The organism is Aeribacillus composti, from assembly GCF_007827555.1.
Lineage (GTDB): Bacteria > Bacillota > Bacilli > Bacillales > Aeribacillaceae > Aeribacillus > Aeribacillus composti.
The window spans coordinates 161,173-178,220 of record NZ_VISS01000003.1 but is presented as its reverse complement, the minus strand read 5'-3'; the positions used below and the strand labels follow the sequence as shown (position 1 = coordinate 178,220).

Here is a 17,048-nt window from a genome sequence, read left to right as displayed (position 1 = left end):
CGAACGGCTCCTTTTGGTTTTACGATTCTCGTCTGAAATAGTGCGCAAACAATCGGAAAAAGCGTGCAAAATCGGAGAGAATTCGCAAACATTTTGCGAGGTATTTCCGATTTTAGTCCAAAATAATTTGAAAAAAGTGGTTCTAAAATAGTGTGCTAATTTACAGTATTTGACCCTACGTTTTCTAAATTAGGAGGTGATTTCATGATAATAAAAAAAGAAGGCAAAATTAACGAGATAGTCTATGAATATACAACATATCACAGCGGAAAATATAGGCTTTATCCAACAATTACAGATTTAAAAATTATTTTAGAAAAAATAATTGAATCCAATTCAACGACAGAATATTTAAGAATTAATCCATTTTATATTAATGAAAAGGCAAATATGCAGATTGAATTCGATGAATATATGTTTTATTTGGAATGTAGGGAACAGTTCGATGAGAAAGAACTGAAAGAACATATTTTAGATTGCCTGGATGCACATTATCCAAGTGTGTCTACTGAGCAATTTGAGATGGGGAAAATACTATATCCACTATGTCAACACAATGATGTAGAGAGTTTTAAGCTATCATTAGAAAAATATCGTAATTATTTAGATACGCTTTTACCGAGGTTATTTGATATTGCTAAAAGAAAAATGCAATTAAAAGACGAAGATTTAGCTTTTGGATATTTTTGTTTTGAAGTTCATAGTGAATAAGAATCAAACCTTGATTGGCTTTATGCCTTTCAAGGTTTTTATTTTAAAACTAACAGATGTATCAAATAATAAAGTGCAATTACGAGAAAATTTATATATCGTTTTTACCAACATTTTAATTCAGACTTCATAATGGTTCCGCCTACTATGAGTTTGGCTGTGATGCATGGTGAAACTATTAACAACACTAATACCCTTCGCGAGTATGCTTTGAAACACGTGCGAACGCATTCTCGCGGCGAGAAAGAGGGTATAAACTTTTAACTGACTGTGACGATACTAAACGGACACATTATTTTTATTATATTGTACTTTCTACCTAAGTTGAAAAACGATTAAGTGATTTGCCGAGAGGTACTAAACAAACTGTTATTATCGATATACGGGGACAAAACGTATCGGAAGAAATACTAGATGATTTGTATGATAGAATAATGAAAAAAACAAATGGTAAAGTAAATATTAGATTTAAAACTAATGAGTGAGGTGACAGAATTGGCTGTAGGTTTGAAAGTAAAATATTACTGGTATTCAATTGGTCATGGTGATTTTTTACATTCGTTTTTTTCAACAGTAAGCTATCATTTAGAGCCAAATGGTTGGGGAACAAAGTATCCTCTTTTATTAAACAAACTATATAATGGTAAACTTGAGTATAAATATATTAAAGATGTTATTAAAGAAATAGATGAAATACAAGAAAGTTTGAAAAATTACAGTCCATCACAAGTCGTTTGGGATATCGAAGACCTTTCAAAAACACCTCCATGGGGAGATAATATAAGTGATGAAATTACAGACTTATCTAACTATTTTGTTACAAGTGATGGGGAAGATTTAATAACTATTTTACAAAAAGCATTAAATAAAGCTTTAAAAATAAAGTCAGACATTGAAATAGAAAGTATTTAAGAAAGTTTAAACTATGATTTTTGATAGGGGTTGTCCAGAAAGTCAAAATCCATTGAAAACGAAACATCATAAGCATTGATATATCAACGTTTCTAAAACATTAAAGGGGCGTCTATAAGCCGGAAAATCGACTTATTAGACAGCCCCTTTTATTTTAAGGCTGATTATCTAAACGATACACTCGTTCAAGAAGCAATGAGAAGACCTTCTCGCCAGCGTTCTGTCTGTCCAATGGCAGCCGGCCTTGGCAGGAGTCGGCCGGCGCCCCGCATGTGGATGAGCAAAGCTAAGGAAGAAGTAAAAGAAACTACGATGAACATGGTTGGCAAAATTGGGGATGGTTGGGAAGGGTAAGGGAAAAGCTAATTTTGTAAATATAGCTAGTAAAAAACGAACAAAGCATATACTTTACGGAGATAAAACAGGTGGTGGGCATTTATGCCTGGAACTGGAAACCCTAAAAACTGGAGTGCGGAAAGAGTAATGCACAATGTATCAGATATAGCTACCGACCCTACACTAAAATGGAAGAGGGGAGAGTTGTTAAGAGTGTCCAAAGATATGAGGTTATAGGAATTAGGGATGGAATTAAAATAAAGGTAATTACAGATGGAAAAGATATAATAACTGCATTCCCTATTAAATAACTAATTTTAGGAGGGCGATTTTATGAATTTAAATATTCTTTTAAAAGAAATAGTAAGAAATATTACTAATCTTCCATTGAAAGATGAAAAAGACATTTTAGAGTTTATAGAACATGAAGAGTGGGGATTAGCTCTAGAAACAATATGCGGTGTAATTGAACAAGAGGATATCACTATTGATAAAGATATTTTTGGCAAAATCGAAGAAGCTGGAATATACATGGAAATGGACAAATCACTTTGGGAAGGAATAAGTAAACAAATTAGGTAAATATGCTTGTCTTTAGAGAAAAGTATATTTCTAGTCATAACATCATTTTGCTTTAAGAAGCAAGAAATCAAAAAAGTGGATAAAGAGTTAAAAGCACTTATCAAGCCATTAGGGATGCAGCTTGAAACGATGCCAGGCATTAATACGGTGACCGCATCCGCTTTCATTGCAGAAATCGGGGATATTCATCGTTTCTTTCATTCTGACAAACTCGCAAGATACGCAGGTATAGCCCCTGTCAGAATGGGTTCGGGCGGAAAGGAAACAGGAAATTATACACTATCTTTTATAACTTGGCTGTTCAAAAAATACATATTTGTAAAGGCAGTAAAACTCCTCGAAATCCTGTGTTTTACGAGTATTATCAGAAAAAGCTAGCAGAAGGTAAAACCAAACAACAAGCGCTTATTTGCATTATGAGAGGACTTGTCAATATTATCTATGGTATGATGAAACACAAGACCGCTTATATCATGCCTGAACGGAAAGTCAGTTGATATAATGGGTGGTGGTTAGTGAAACTGCCACCCGTTTATAAAGTACATTTTTATAATTTCCTAAGGGTACGGGTAAAACTGTTAAGCTACCAAGCCAAGGGACTGTGGACGCAGGCGTTCCGGGAGCACCAAAAGTAGATGCTGGTAAGTAAGGAAAGCATGTTTTAGGTCATCCTGATAGTATGCCTGGTAAGAAAACTCAATGGGCAGAAGGAGAAGATGGAGTTAAATTGACTCAAGAAGCATGGGTAAAGGGAACTGTAGTTAAGCCAGATGGTAGTGTTAAAATTTATGACTTTCACAAACCAATTGGGGTGAATGGAGAAACTAGAGTAAAAGTTCATATGGATAAAAAAAGAAACATCCATGGTTACCCAGTAAAATAACGGAGGTATATCATGAAACAAAATGTATTAAATACAATTGAACAATTATATCACCATGGTGATTTTGGATATGTTTTATTGAATTATGTCGATACTAATGTTTGGGCTAATAAAATCACTCATGAAATAAAAGGAATAAACGTTGAGAATTTAACAGATTTTAATTATTCAAAATGTTTCACATTATATATTATGCCTTCGATCCATCCTAAGATAAAAATTGGTACGGATGAATTTAGAGCATATATCAGAGAACACACTTATTTAAACGGATTATTGGTTTATATTTCGGCAATTGCTCCATTTGCAGCAATAAAATATGTTAGGTATGAATATGTTGATGGAGAGATTGAAATGCAAGAACAATACCAGCCATTCGATGAAGAAACAGAACAAATCGGCAAAGATATTTTGAAATTTTTAGAGAATGAGGGGATAGAAGTTCTTGAAAAAAGCTTATTAGAAATAGAAGTACCTAATATTTCGTTAGAACTTAGAGAGGAAAAGGTAACAGTATTTCATTGCCTATTTGAAGATAGTTATTAAAAAGAAATTATACTTGGATTGGCATTAAGCAAGAGACTTTAATGGTTGTAGATTATTTGAACAAAGAAGACAATGAGAGCATTAGTTTTGGAGTTTTTAAAAGATAAAGTAAATTTTAAACTCTATGAGCATAATGACGATGAATGAAGGAGTTACCTCTTGAGCATTTTATGAATAGTTTCGAGTTGTCACGACAAATTGCTGAAGAGAGAAAGAATGGATGAATTGTTATTTGATGATGAAGACTAACAATACTACCCCAAAACGAGTACTCAAGGCTCGTCTGGGGTTTTTTTATCTAATCAAATGTTAATGTTAAAATGTGTAAAACTCTCTCTCCTGTTAACACTGTTCACGACCATCACTTCAATGTCCCATTGTATTGATGTTAGTCTAAAAATTGGACACGGAGAACAGGGAGATTATAATAAACTTAATTACAATAGGTTCGAGGTGTCCAATCATGAAAAAGAGAACATTTGATCAAGAATACAAGATTCAAGCGGTTGAGTTATGCTTGGAGGGGGACAAGTCCATCGCCCAAGTGGCAAAAGAGTTAGGTTTGGCTTACAACACTCTTCATCATTGGGTCAAAGAATACAAAGAAAGCAATGGAACAAGTTTTGTAGGTTCAGGCAACATCAAGCCACAAAATCAAGAAATCATCGAGTTACGCCGTCGCAATCAAGAGTTGGAGGAGGAATTAGCGATCCTAAAAAAGGCGTTAGGCATCTTCACCAGAAACCAGAAGTAATTTACGCCTTCATTTTTCAACACCGTAATGAATTTCTTGTTGTGAAGATGTGCCAAGTTTTCGGTGTTTCAAGAAGTGGGTATTACGACTGGCTCAAGCGTGCGAAAAGCAAACAGAAAGAACGAAAAGAACAACTCACTCAACAAATTCGAAATGAGTATCTAAAGTCCCGTAAGATTTACGGCAGTCCGAAAATTACGCAAGAACTACGCAAACAAGGGATTCGTGTGTCTCAAAAGACGGTCGCTCGCATCATGAGCGAAGAAGGCTTGAGATCCATTACCGTCCGTAAATTCAAAGCCACTACGAACAGTAACCATCCTTACAACGTATATGCTAATCTATTGAAACAGAACTTCCAAGCAACGGCTCCGAATGAAATATGGATGGCAGATATTACGTACATTCCTACCGACGAAGGCTGGTTGTATTTAGCGAGTATCATGGTTTATATACTCGTAAGATTGTAGGATGGTATATCGATACACGAATGACGAAAGAGTTAGTCATCAAAGCGTTACAACGGGCTCTAAACAGCGAAAAACCAACGGGACGAGTGATTCATCATTCGGATCGTGGGAGCCAATATGCTTCGAATGACTATCAGCAACTTTTACAGGAACATCATTTTCAAGTGAGCATGTCGAGACGTGGGAACTGTTACGACAATGCTTGTATGGAGTCGTTTCATAGCCTCATCAAGAAAGAGTGTATTTATCTGAATCGATTCCGCACGCGAAAAGAAGCGAAACAAGCCGTTTTTGAGTACATCGAATGCTTCTACAACCGCAAAAGAAGTCATTCAGCCCTTGGCTATGTATCGCCATGTGAATTTGAAGCTGCATATTACGCTAACCAGAGAAAAGTAGCTGCCTAAATTCAGCTATTTCTCTCTGTTTAACGTGTCCGTTTTCTTGACATAACACCACATTTTTATAATTTCCTAAGGGTACTGTTAATCTTAATTCAGTTCCATCTGTAAAGAATGGTGAATTTAATAGATGGTTTAATTCACTAGCTCCTGATGAGTTTGATAAAGTATGGTCTGACCCTAGGTTAAGAAAAGCCATTGAAAGTAGACTTAGACATCCAGGTGGATTTCATGAGTGGCATTTAGTATCTCGAGCTCCTACTTTTAAACGGTGGGGTGTAACAGCAGAACAAATTAAGGAATTAAGAACTGCTATAGAAGATGTGAAGTTTGTTAATCCAAAAGGAGTTCATGGCGGGAAGGGTTCTACGAAAGCCCATAATGAATTGTTAGAGATTATTGATTCTTCACCAGATTATGCAACATTTAAGAGACGACTCCAAAGTTGGGCTAATTATAGACTAGAAGGTGGAGTGGAATCTTTACCGGAAGGTCTTAGACCGTAAAAAAGCTAAGGAGGAGTATGAAGTATATGGAAAAGGAAGGATTTGTATCATTATTTATTGGCAACTCTAAGTCATATAAGGATCTTCAAAACTATATTTTGAATAGTTATACAGAAGATGGAGATTTACTACCTTCCGAATTTGAAAAAGACTTTAACATTGATTACTATAATGAAGATTTTAGAGAAGTAGAATTCTATGATGAACCATCGAATGATTTACGTGTTCTACTTGAAGGTTTTTCTTATGATGAGGAGATAATTCCAAAATTTATAGAGCTTTGCGGTGAGCGTTTAAATCAAGAAGCGAACTCAGTTATTTTACTTTATAACTTTCAATATAATGGAAATGTCAATGAAAAAAATCAGTTTAGATTTTTAGGAACCGTACAATATAAGTAATTATAAACACCTTGAATGAGTGTTCGACACTCTTTCAAGGTTTCTTTTTTTATTTTATAAGAGGGGTGAGTGCCAAATAAACCACCATTGATACAGCCTATACTCATAACCTACGGAACTTTGAAAGAAGCATTGATGTTTTATTCAGTAAATTTAATCAAAATTTTTTACAAAACTAGATAATTTTGTACACGAATAATAAAACTGTTTAAAAATATATAATAATTGTTTAAAAATCAGGGCGATATAAAAGTTTTAACGCCTTACCCATTTACATGGCAACGATTATTTGTCTCTTTACAACTTTTCATAAACTGAGTAAGATAATTTCTGTAAAATTGAATATGATTAAATCGCTGAATCCTTTTAAGGAGCGGGGGAACCATTTTGTAACGTTTTGTTACTTGGGGTGAATCCTTGAAAAAGGAGGGGCTACTCTCATAGTCCTAATCCGACAGCTAACCTCGTAAGCGTTTTGGGAGGGATGTAAGTTGAATGATGTCTTTTTGGCCACTGAGTGCATCCTCAGTGGTTTTTTATGTTTATGAAGATGCACATAAAAGTCCATACAGTTCATCAAGCTATAAGAGAGGAAAAAGCCTAATACTTTTAAGAAAGAAGGAATCTTGAAAATGGCTTATTTGAAACGGTTATTCATCGGTTCGCCAATGGAAACGAAACGATTGAAACATGAAAAATTACCAAAATGGAAAGCATTGGCGGTATTTTCTTCGGATGCATTGTCTTCCGTTGCGTATGCAACAGAAGAAATATTATTAGTATTGATGATATTAGGAACCAGCGTGTTTTTTTATTCCTTACCCATAGCTTTGGCGATTGTAGGGCTTTTAGTCATTGTGACTTTATCCTATAGACAAATCATTTATGCCTTCCCATCAGGAGGCGGAGCTTATGTAGTGGCAAGAGACCACATCAATACCACCACAAGCCTAGTAGCAGGCGCAGCATTAATGATTGATTATGTTCTTACGGTTGCGGTTAGTATTAGCTCAGCCGTTGCGGCTCTTACTTCTGCTTTTCCAGCCTTGCTTACTTGGAAAGTGGAAATAGCCGTCGCTCTTGTATTATTGCTCATGATTTTAAATTTGCGGGGAATTACCGAATCAGCCACTGTATTTGCCTATCCAACCTATTTATTTATTATTTCAGTACTAGTTCTCATTATTGCAGGAGGATGGAAATTATATAATGAAGGATGGCATGGTTTTAATTATGCAAATCACGCTACACCTGAACATTTCTTCGCTAGTGGATACGGCGTGTTTATTTTATTAAGGGCTTTTTCATCCGGTTGTTCAGCAATGACAGGAGTGGAAGCCATTAGCAACGGTGTGCCATCGTTTAGACCTAACAGTTCCAAAAATGCTGCAATTACAATGGGATGGATGTCCTTACTGTTAGGCATCATGTTTCTAGGTATTACAATTTTAAGTACAGGCTTCGGAGTGACTCCAGCCGAACATAAGACTGTCATTTCTCAAATTGGAAGTCACGTCTTTGGCAATAGCATATTATTTTATATTTTTCAGATGATCACCATGTTAATTTTAGTATTAGCTGCGAATACAAGTTTTGCCGGATTTCCGCAGCTTGTTTCGATTATAGCTACTGACCGTTATTTGCCGAGAAGTTTAGCAGCGCGCGGAGATCGTTTGGTGTTTTCCAATGGAATTATTCTCTTAAGTATTTTAGCGATCATTTTAATTATCGTATTCCATGGTAAAACACATTCTCTGATCCCGCTGTATGCAGTCGGAGTATTTCTTTCCTTTACGATCGGTCAATACGGTATGATTAAAAAAATATGGAAAGAAAAATCGAAAAGCAATATGGCCACATTGTTGATCATTATCACTGGAACAATTGCTACAGGATTAGTAACGATCATTACCGTTATAGCGAAATTTACACACGGTGCATGGTTAGTGATTGTAGCCATTCCATTAATCGTTGTCTTGTTTAACAAAATTCATGCTCATTATGAAACATTAGCACAGCAATTAAAATTGGATAAAAGTGATCGGACTGAAACAAAAGAAATTGTGTCTCCGAAGGTGATCATCCCGATTTCAGGCATTAGTAAAGTCGTTGATCAATCTGTACAATATGCAAAAAGTATTTCAGACGATATTACAGCCATTACAATTGTTTTTGCCGAAGAAGAAGAACAGAAAATACGCGACAAATGGTATAAGTTGTATCCAGATATCGAGCTGAAAATTATTTATTCACCTTATCGGACAATCCTTTCTCCATTATTGGATTACATTAATAAAGTAGAAAAAGAAACAAAAGGAGCAACCATAACTATTTTAATGCCGCAATTTATTGTGAAAAAATGGTGGCATACTTTACTTCATAACCAAACAGCGATCTTTTTAAGATTCTTTTTGATCCTGAAAAAAGACATCGTCATTGCTACGCTTCCGTACCATTTAAAAGAATAACATCTGACTTTTGGCACTTGCTTAGGCGTTGTAAGTGTATATGAATCCGAGGATATATGTTCGAATTTCAAGAGCATTTATCCTCTTTTTTTTCATACGTTCATCTATCCGAATCGATTCTGTAGGCGGATATTCATAATGTGCCTCTCAATAACAGTTTTGATCATTAATTAAATGAAAACCATACGCACAGCGGTGTATGGTTTTCGGAAAGCTTTAAGCGAGGTATAAAAAAGCCCCTCCTAGTATTTTGGCTCGCCAACCAAATTTTATCTAGCTAGAAGGGAACTTTTTATGTCTTCTGACTTAAATAGTTAGTCACAGACAAAATGTAATTGTAAGTAATCATATCATCTTTGCTGATGAGTTATAATAAATTGAAGAAGATAGAACAGCCAAAGCCGAAATCACAACTGAAACATGATGAAAAGCCCTTTTAATAAGTTTAAGTTGGTGTATTTTCAGATCCCAAAGATGCTGAACGATTAGCCCAAGAACCTTATCTTTCCATGACATGATCGTTAACCATATTTTCTTTTTCGATACAATAAAGTCTATTGATTCTCTTCGTTTCCGTAAAAGATAGGACTCATTATTTCTTCTGATTTTATCAAAGTCTGTAATTGTTCATCTGTAATTTTATTTTCGTCATCATTTTTTTCAATAAACCCCAATATATCCAAGTATAGGGTTCTCCAATTTACAGAGGTAATGAAGTGATGAAGCCAAAGAATATTGAAATAACCCATTAAAATTGATTTTTAGTCCTGGGAAAGATATTTAAATTTTGAAATATCAGCTCTATCAATCCCATATGTTTCTAATACCTCTCGAATATAATCATCTGGATTTATATTAAATAAAAAATCTAAGTTCCAACTACAATATGCTTGTGCTACATGACCTAATAAATTTTCGGTTAACGCTGCTATTTCACTATGTTCTAAGTTTAATTCCTCTATATTTTTATTTGAAATAAATTGAACCTTTATATAGTTTTCTCTCGGCTCAAAAAATTGCTTATCTGTTTCACTAAGCCAAGAATAGTCCTTCAATGTACTTGGCCTCTTTTTATCTTCAATAATCAAAAAATTTGTACTTTCTATGTCCGGTATTTCAATTTTCCAAATTTCAAGTGAATTAGATTTTAGTTCTCTACTAATTATCATTTTTTTGATTCCACTCCTTTATATTATTCATAGTAATTGTCAATCTAGTAAATTTTAAAAATATATATCCCGAAGATAAGTATAAAATTAAGCACTTTGAGCAACCTTAGGATAATATAATTATAATACAAATATTTACAATTATGTATTTTGATAGAATTATGTCGACGGAATGGACACGTTAAACTGAGAGAAATAGCTGAACTTAGGCAAATATTTTTCTATCTTTGGCGTAATAAGCAGCCTCAAATTCACATGGCGATACATAGCGAAGGGCGGAATGTGTCAAAGCATTCAATATACTCGACAATGGCTTGTGTCGCTTTTTTCGCGTACGGAATTGATTCAGATAAATGTACTCTTCTTTGAGGAGGCTATGAAAGGTACCTTCAAGAATTTTGTGTAATGTAAGTCTGATCAGAAGAATAATTGTGTAAAAATTTACAATTTTGTGAAGATCAAAGTATAACGTTTGACTGTACAGTTTGATTATAATATGATCTTATTAAAAGGGTTAAAAGGGGGTATAGATGGATGGGGTCGTCTATAAAATTGGTGAACTAGCAAGTATAGCAAATGTTTCTAAAAGAACAATCGATTATTATACAAAACTAGGCTTGCTTAAAGCAGAACGGTCCAAATCGAATTATCGATATTATGATTCATCTGCTCTTGAGGATTTAAAATTAATTGACCATTACAAAAAACTGAATTATTCATTAGACATGATAAAAGAGAGGTTAGAGTTGCATAGAAAAAAAACAGCAGCCGAGGAAGAACTTATTCTTAAACAAGCCAAAACAATTGCTGAACATATGAAATTATTGGAGGATGAAATTAAAGAAATTCATGATCTTTTAAGCAAATTGGATGATGAGTGTAAGAAAAAGATTTCGAATCAATTGTCTCCACAGACGATGGCATTATTACAATCATTAATCATGTTTTTAGGATGATAAAGAGAGATCTATACAAGGGAATAGTGAAAAAAGCATAATTACTGTTGACATTTCGTTATTGGGAGGTGTAAGTCGTTCCTTTTTATAGGGGAACGGCCGTAGTTTGGAAATATTTAATTTATTTATGGTTGCTGTGTTAATTGGTTTCACAGCATTTTTCGTCGCTTCTGAATTCGCCATTGTAAAAGTCCGATCTTCAAGAATTGATCAGCTTATCTCGGAAGGAAATAAAAATGCTGTTGTAGCTAAAAAAATCATCTCCAATTTGGACGAATATTTATCAGCGTGCCAGCTTGGAATCACCATAACAGCATTAGGTTTAGGCTGGCTAGGAGAACCGACTGTTGAGCATCTTCTTCACCCCGTTTTTGAAAAAATGAATTTTTCCCCATATGTGTCTAATATACTGTCATTTGGAATTTCTTTCGCTGCGATTACATTTTTACATGTCGTTATTGGAGAATTGGCTCCGAAAACGGTAGCCATTCAAAAGGCAGAAGCTATTACATTATTAACAGCAAGACCCTTAGTTTTGTTTTATAAAATCATGTATCCATTTATTTGGGCATTAAACGGTTCTGCAAGGGGCATTATCCGTTTATTTGGCTTAAAACCAGCTTCCGAACATGAGCTTGCACACTCAGAGGAAGAGCTGCGGCTTATTTTATCTGAAAGCTACAAAAGCGGCGAGATTAACCAAACGGAATACAAATATGTGAATAACATCTTCACGTTTGATGACCGGATCGCAAAAGAAATCATGGTTCCCCGAACGGAAATTGTTGCACTTGATAAAAATAAAACCATTAAAGAAAACTTGGAAATCATCAAAAAAGAAAAATTTACAAGATATCCGGTAATTGACGGAGATAAAGATCATGTTATTGGCCTTATCAACATCAAAGAAGTATTTACAGAAATCTCCTCTCACGATAGCTTAAATACCGAAAAATCCATAGATGATTTTGTCCGTCCAATTATTCAAGTCATTGAATCCATTCCAATCCATGATCTGTTGCTGAAAATGCAAAAAGAACGAATACACATGGCAATTTTATATGATGAATATGGCGGTACATCCGGTTTGGTCACCGTTGAAGATATTCTTGAAGAAATTGTCGGTGAGATTCAAGATGAATTTGATGAAGATAAAAAACCCATCATCCAACAAATAAATCATGATCGAGCCTTAGTTGATGGCCGCATCTTAATTAGCGAGATAAATGATTGGTTAGGGTTGAAAATTGAAGAAACGGATGTAGATACACTTGGCGGATGGATGTTAACTGAGCGTTATGATATTAAACAAGGGGAAAGTATTGAATTTGGACCGTACACCTTTCACGTAGTGGAAATGGCCGGGAACCATATTAAAACGATTGAGATTACTAAAATTGATAAAGGCTCGCCAGTTCTAGTAGAAGATTAATCATAATAAGACTTGGCGACAAGATCCCCCCGCTAGCAGAATACAAAAAAAGTCTGCCAAAAGGCTTCGATATTTCAACCCACAGGGGAATACTGTAATCCCCAAAACGTGCTTATAGTTGCGGCGAAAATAAAAATCTGTCATCCGCCAAACTCATTTAAACGAAGCTCTCTAAATTGAGTTCACTCCTTCTAATGGTCGCTTATCTCGAGCGTATCAGTATCATTAAAATTTAAATAAGTGGAATGGGATATCGTTTCTTGAAAAGAATAATTATGAATAAATGGAGGGAAATTCAAAAATGCTCAAGAAATTTTTAGCGAAATTCGGTAAGGGAGCAGCGACAGTAGATTTACAATTCGAAAATCGTCCTTATCAGATTGGTGAAGTAGTGCAAGGAGAAGTTGTCATTAAGGGAGGCGAAGTAGATCAACAGATCAACCAGTTGGCAGTTCAATTCATGATGACTGTTAGAGCAAAGAATGGCCAGTCTGTTTCACGGGAGGTTGAGAGGATTCCTTTAAACGGATCATTTGTAATTTCAAAAAAAGAAGAAAAACGCATCCCATTTAATTATCGAATTCCGCAAGCCTTGCCTTTATCTAGAGGCCCTGTATCTTATTATTTTGATACCCATCTTGATATTGAGGGAGGCGTAGATCGGACAGATATTGATTATATCACCATTGGAGCATCGAAAGAGATCCAATCCATTTTTCATGCTCTTTCCCGTTTAGGCTTCCGAGAAAAATCTACTTCAGGAAAGCTTGATTCTTATGGCCAAGAATTTGAGTTTTTTCCGACACAGTTATTTGCAGACAAAGTTCATGAATTAGAAATTCGTTTTGCTTATGTAGAAGAAGGAGTCAAAGTTTGGATGGAAGTGGAATGCCGATCTGGCTATGGAAAAATCGAAGCGAAACGAGAATTTGTTTTGACTAAAGAAATAGTAGAGAACGAAGACAAGCTGGTGTCCTCACTCGAAAAATATATTGCAGAAGCAGTCCAGCAACCGGAATTGTATAAACAACCTTTTACCTATCCTACCTATCAGCCTCATCATAAAGGCAGTATGGCAAGCGGCATTGGAAGCATGGTTGGAGGATTGGCGATGGGTGTTTTAGGTGGTATGGTATTAAATGAACTGATGGATAACCTCGGTGTAGATGAAATGTTAGAAGATGCGGCAGAGGCCATAGGTTTGGACGAAGAGAATTTTGATTTAGCTGGCATGGATTTTGGTGATTTTTTTGATGAAAACTAATAAAAAAGCGTATTAACGGTCAGAAGAATGATTATTCTTTTAAAAAAAACAATTTTATGTTTGATGGAAGAATCCATTTGATCAAGCTTTTTTCCAAATGGATTCTTTTTTATTTACGGTTCAATATTTGTTTGATGTTTATAAACAAACTTAATTTTCATTAAGAACATAAATAACAACATTAACATGAATTTTATTAGTATCTAAACTTTTATTTAAAAAACATATGTCATGGAGTAAAATGGAAATAGCTCTAAACGACTGTGTTTTATTTTAATGAGATAATCATAGCAAAGCCTGAAATGCAAATAAAAATGATAAAAATTTAGGAAAGTTTTGAATAAACGTTATCAATAAAACATCGAATGTTATACTGCCTATAAAAATTACGAAACGATATGCTTCTTCTTCGAGGATACAATGGATTTTTACAAAGACATAGGTGCTGACGACAATTTATAGTTGAGCTCTATTGTTCAACTAGAACAAGGGGCATTAAACATTTTGTTTTTTAATTTTTAGCATTTTATCAATTAGCTAAGGGAAAATGACTACATAAAACTAAGAAAGGAATGTTCATTTTGGATAATAAGAATAAAAAACTTAAAATTATTATTGTAAGCGCAATTTCAGCAACCATTCTTTGTTCAATCATTGTATTGGCTTCACTTTCTCCAATATCTAATTCAGGACCTAATGTCAATCAATTTGGAGACATCGGTATGTGGATGTCTATCATTCTCATTCTTATATGCAATCCCTTTAATTATTTACAGTTTAGGGGTTGATGCATTTAAGTATGTAATGGCTGCACTCTGTGGCTTAGGTCTTCTAATAGGGATGGCTGTTATATTTACTACTATTTTATTTATATTTACTTCTACAACTAGTATGATTTTATATGCTTTATTATGTCTTTCCGTTTTATATATTATGTCAAATATAATTTGGATTTTTATTACCTTTTCAACTAGTAATAAAAGCAAAAACACAATTCTTCAATAGGCCTTATTATGCAAATGAGAAGTACAGGAACGGTCCGATAAATTCTAAAATGAAGCCAGTAGAGAAAAATGAGTTGTTTTTCTCCGCTGGCTTTTGTAATTTTTCGATTCTTGTCTGAGTTGAAGATGCGGATCCACTATTTTCAGGATGCTGTGAACTATTGCCACAATTCCAAACTCGCCCCCCTGCAAGGATCATCTGCAGATCACCCTTGATGTGTCTTGACGTTTTTTTACTTCGATTTTGAGTCGAATGTAAAAAAATCACATCTTTCTTCCTGAGTTTTAGGAACTGCTATTTCTTTCATTTTTCTTTGAACCAACTGGTCAAGTAAGTTCCCGAGAAAGGTGCAATCGTGGAACGACTTGAATATTATGGACTTTTCAAGCAGGGGTCGGAATGTGCATTATACGACCAATGCGATCGAAAGAAATTCGGAAATAGTTGAAACCGATGGGCATTTGAGCAGTTTAGAAATCGTGGGGAAAAGTTGTATATTTGATGATATAAGACTTTCATGAAAAATGGGCAGAGCAAAAGTAGAGAGGAGTACCGAAGCAAAGGAAGTCTTTCAGCAAATGTTTGGTAAATGTTGCAATGAACCATTATTGCAAAAAGGCCATACAGGAGACTTAAAATTTAGCCGCATTGTGTGAAGAAAACAGCCCTCTATTCTAAATTTCCATCAGAGGTACTTTATTTATCTTGCATTATACAAAATTATTGACGTTACCGAGTCAGTATCATTACAATAAAAAGGTTAACTTTTCCATTTGTCCTGCCTGACATATTTATTTTTTAAAAACTGTTCCTTATAAACAAAAAAATTATTTTCAAAATAAGTTAGGAGGCTATATAAATGGAAATATATTTGAAATACTTTTTAATGGGGTTAACGATTGCTTTACCGATAGGAACCATCACAATTGAAATGACTAAACAAGGGATTAAACATGGTTTTTTACATGGTTGGGCGGTGGGGTTAGGCGGGATGACAGTTGATTTTCTTTTAATTATTGCCATTTATTTAGGATTGGCTCCCCTATTATCGGCCCCTTTAATACAAATTCCATTATGGCTGCTAGGCGCTGTTTTTTTATTTTATTTAGCTTATGATTCGATAAAAAATGCAAATCACGATATGACAATGATTGGCGAACCAACTTATAAATCGATTGGAAAAACATATCGAAATGGTATATTTGTTGCAATCTCGCCAAGTAATTTAATTTTTTGGATATCAATTTTTGGTGTAGTGTTGACAGATTCATTTTCTCAAGCGAATACAGCTGATTTTTTTATTACTGCATTAGGAATCTTATCAGGAATATTGGTACATGACATTATACTTCTTACTATCATTTCGGTTACACGAAAAGCAATGAATAAAAAAGCAATAATGACTGTTTCGATTATTGCCGGAATTTTGTTGTTTGGTTTCGGTTGTACTTTTCTCTATAAATTTCTCATAACATTACAAGCGAACTATCCGTTTTGGTAGGTGCAAATAAATAATGACATTAGTGTAACAGGTTCGAATTGGATCGAAATTGAAAAAACTGCATCTTCAATTTTAGTCCTTCCTTCTATCACGGAACGATATTTTTATTTGAAAAATACGCTTTCCTCGTGGTAATGAAACGGTGAATCATAAAGGAATTTCAGTTTCATTCGATAAAACATCATTAACACTTGAATCTAAAAAATCGGTGATACGGCAGTAGCTCTATTTCCCATTAGCTCAAGGAAGAGCAATAGAAACACAGGAGAATCTCCTGAAGCGATGAAAGGATCAAGTTGAACAATTGAGAAAGAGTCATAAGTGTTTAACTCTTTGAGTCTCATACATTGCTTCCGGCAAAACAAACTTTAATACGATTCGCCAAGTATTTTTGGAGAAGTGCATTTTCTCCCTTAAAAAACACGTATTGATTATTCGGCTTGTTGCGTTTTGCTTGTGCAACATTAAAAAAAACACGTATTGGTTATTGACAAAACAAAAATCCAAGCTATATAATATCTAGTAATCAACTAGGAATACTATGTTTCGGTTGCATAATTTTCGGAAATACATTCAGACGTTCCGCTCCCTTTGAAATAGAATATCTCATTCATGTCGAACAGCGAATTTACAAAGCTATCTGGATTTATTTGTTTATCAATTGGGCGATTCTTTAACCTTAGAGCATACCAGCAAAAGAAGCAAAATAATCACTGATTGGAAATCTGAGCATATCTTGCATGGATACATG

At 34.6% G+C, this 17,048-nt stretch carries 13 protein-coding genes, 3 pseudogenes and 1 riboswitch; of the genes and pseudogenes, 15 read left to right on the top strand and 1 reads right to left on the bottom strand.

What is annotated here, in order from left to right; all coding sequences use genetic code 11:
* Nucleotides 1-204 precede the first annotated feature (204 nt).
* The 10 genes and pseudogenes from FB379_RS02950 to FB379_RS02905 all read left to right on the top strand — a co-directional run bounded on the left by FB379_RS02950 (nt 205) and on the right by FB379_RS02905 (nt 8,970).
* Nucleotides 205-711, top strand: coding sequence for a hypothetical protein (locus FB379_RS02950; protein ID WP_144596939.1), 507 nt, complete (start codon nt 205-207; stop codon nt 709-711).
* Between the two features lie 495 nt (nt 712-1,206).
* Nucleotides 1,207-1,623: an immunity 70 family protein gene (locus FB379_RS02945; RefSeq protein WP_144596937.1), complete on the top strand. Its 417-nt coding sequence runs from the start codon at nt 1,207-1,209 to the stop codon at nt 1,621-1,623.
* A gap of 195 nt (nt 1,624-1,818) precedes the next feature.
* Entirely contained in the window at nt 1,819-1,977 is a 159-nt protein-coding gene (locus FB379_RS18695; protein ID WP_235600496.1) for a hypothetical protein, read from the top strand.
* A gap of 315 nt (nt 1,978-2,292) precedes the next feature.
* On the top strand, nt 2,293-2,541 hold the full coding sequence (locus FB379_RS02935; protein WP_144596935.1) for a MafI family immunity protein: 249 nt from the start codon (nt 2,293-2,295) through the stop codon (nt 2,539-2,541).
* A gap of 33 nt (nt 2,542-2,574) precedes the next feature.
* A pseudogene (locus tag FB379_RS02930) lies at nt 2,575-3,038 on the top strand (transposase); the annotation flags it as partial.
* Nucleotides 3,039-3,220: 182 nt separating this feature from the next.
* Nucleotides 3,221-3,424: a hypothetical protein gene (locus FB379_RS02925; protein ID WP_144596934.1), complete on the top strand. Its 204-nt coding sequence runs from the start codon at nt 3,221-3,223 to the stop codon at nt 3,422-3,424.
* Between the two features lie 12 nt (nt 3,425-3,436).
* Nucleotides 3,437-3,970, top strand: coding sequence for a hypothetical protein (locus FB379_RS02920; protein ID WP_144596932.1), 534 nt, complete (start codon nt 3,437-3,439; stop codon nt 3,968-3,970).
* A 463-nt stretch (nt 3,971-4,433) separates the two neighbouring features.
* Nucleotides 4,434-5,601, top strand: a pseudogene (locus tag FB379_RS02915) (IS3 family transposase).
* Between the two features lie 526 nt (nt 5,602-6,127).
* The gene (locus FB379_RS02910) at nt 6,128-6,502 is read left to right on the top strand and encodes an immunity 22 family protein (protein ID WP_063386469.1); all 375 of its coding nucleotides are present in this window, start codon (nt 6,128-6,130) and stop codon (nt 6,500-6,502) included.
* Nucleotides 6,503-6,846: 344 nt separating this feature from the next.
* Nucleotides 6,847-6,990, top strand: a riboswitch (cyclic di-AMP (ydaO/yuaA leader).
* A gap of 144 nt (nt 6,991-7,134) precedes the next feature.
* The gene (locus tag FB379_RS02905) at nt 7,135-8,970 is read left to right on the top strand and encodes an APC family permease (RefSeq protein WP_144596930.1); all 1,836 of its coding nucleotides are present in this window, start codon (nt 7,135-7,137) and stop codon (nt 8,968-8,970) included.
* Nucleotides 8,971-9,731: 761 nt separating this feature from the next.
* Here FB379_RS02905 and FB379_RS02900 read toward each other — a convergent pair.
* Nucleotides 9,732-10,139 (bottom strand): hypothetical protein, encoded by a 408-nt coding sequence (locus tag FB379_RS02900; protein ID WP_144596928.1) that lies wholly within the window; start codon nt 10,137-10,139, stop codon nt 9,732-9,734.
* A gap of 530 nt (nt 10,140-10,669) precedes the next feature.
* Between FB379_RS02900 and FB379_RS02895 the strand changes: the two genes are divergently transcribed.
* The 5 genes and pseudogenes from FB379_RS02895 (at nt 10,670) to FB379_RS02880 (ending at nt 16,297) form a co-directional block, all read left to right on the top strand.
* Complete coding sequence (locus tag FB379_RS02895; RefSeq protein ID WP_066250348.1) at nt 10,670-11,095, top strand: MerR family transcriptional regulator; 426 nt, start codon at nt 10,670-10,672, stop codon at nt 11,093-11,095.
* Between the two features lie 106 nt (nt 11,096-11,201).
* Nucleotides 11,202-12,527, top strand: coding sequence for a hemolysin family protein (locus FB379_RS02890; RefSeq protein ID WP_144596926.1), 1,326 nt, complete (start codon nt 11,202-11,204; stop codon nt 12,525-12,527).
* 301 nt (nt 12,528-12,828) lie between these two features.
* Complete coding sequence (locus FB379_RS02885; protein WP_094244901.1) at nt 12,829-13,791, top strand: sporulation protein; 963 nt, start codon at nt 12,829-12,831, stop codon at nt 13,789-13,791.
* A gap of 572 nt (nt 13,792-14,363) precedes the next feature.
* Nucleotides 14,364-14,796, top strand: a pseudogene (locus tag FB379_RS19170) (DUF5391 family protein).
* 859 nt (nt 14,797-15,655) lie between these two features.
* Complete coding sequence (locus FB379_RS02880; protein WP_094244904.1) at nt 15,656-16,297, top strand: LysE family transporter; 642 nt, start codon at nt 15,656-15,658, stop codon at nt 16,295-16,297.
* The last annotated feature ends 751 nt before the right edge of the window (nt 16,298-17,048 follow it).

Excerpts from the sequence above, each read along its gene's own strand:
- FB379_RS02950 (WP_144596939.1), top strand. The coding sequence starts at position 205 with ATGATAATAAAAAAAGAAGGCAAAATTAACGAGATAGTCTATGAATAT.
- FB379_RS18695 (WP_235600496.1), top strand. The coding sequence starts at position 1,819 with ATGAGAAGACCTTCTCGCCAGCGTTCTGTCTGTCCAATGGCAGCCGGC.
- FB379_RS02935 (WP_144596935.1), top strand. The coding sequence starts at position 2,293 with ATGAATTTAAATATTCTTTTAAAAGAAATAGTAAGAAATATTACTAAT.
- FB379_RS02925 (WP_144596934.1), top strand. The coding sequence starts at position 3,221 with ATGCCTGGTAAGAAAACTCAATGGGCAGAAGGAGAAGATGGAGTTAAA.
- FB379_RS02920 (WP_144596932.1), top strand. The coding sequence starts at position 3,437 with ATGAAACAAAATGTATTAAATACAATTGAACAATTATATCACCATGGT.
- FB379_RS02910 (WP_063386469.1), top strand. The coding sequence starts at position 6,128 with ATGGAAAAGGAAGGATTTGTATCATTATTTATTGGCAACTCTAAGTCA.
- FB379_RS02905 (WP_144596930.1), top strand. The coding sequence starts at position 7,135 with ATGGCTTATTTGAAACGGTTATTCATCGGTTCGCCAATGGAAACGAAA.
- FB379_RS02900 (WP_144596928.1), bottom strand. The coding sequence starts at position 10,139 with ATGATAATTAGTAGAGAACTAAAATCTAATTCACTTGAAATTTGGAAA.
- FB379_RS02895 (WP_066250348.1), top strand. The coding sequence starts at position 10,670 with ATGGATGGGGTCGTCTATAAAATTGGTGAACTAGCAAGTATAGCAAAT.
- FB379_RS02885 (WP_094244901.1), top strand. The coding sequence starts at position 12,829 with ATGCTCAAGAAATTTTTAGCGAAATTCGGTAAGGGAGCAGCGACAGTA.
- FB379_RS02880 (WP_094244904.1), top strand. The coding sequence starts at position 15,656 with ATGGAAATATATTTGAAATACTTTTTAATGGGGTTAACGATTGCTTTA.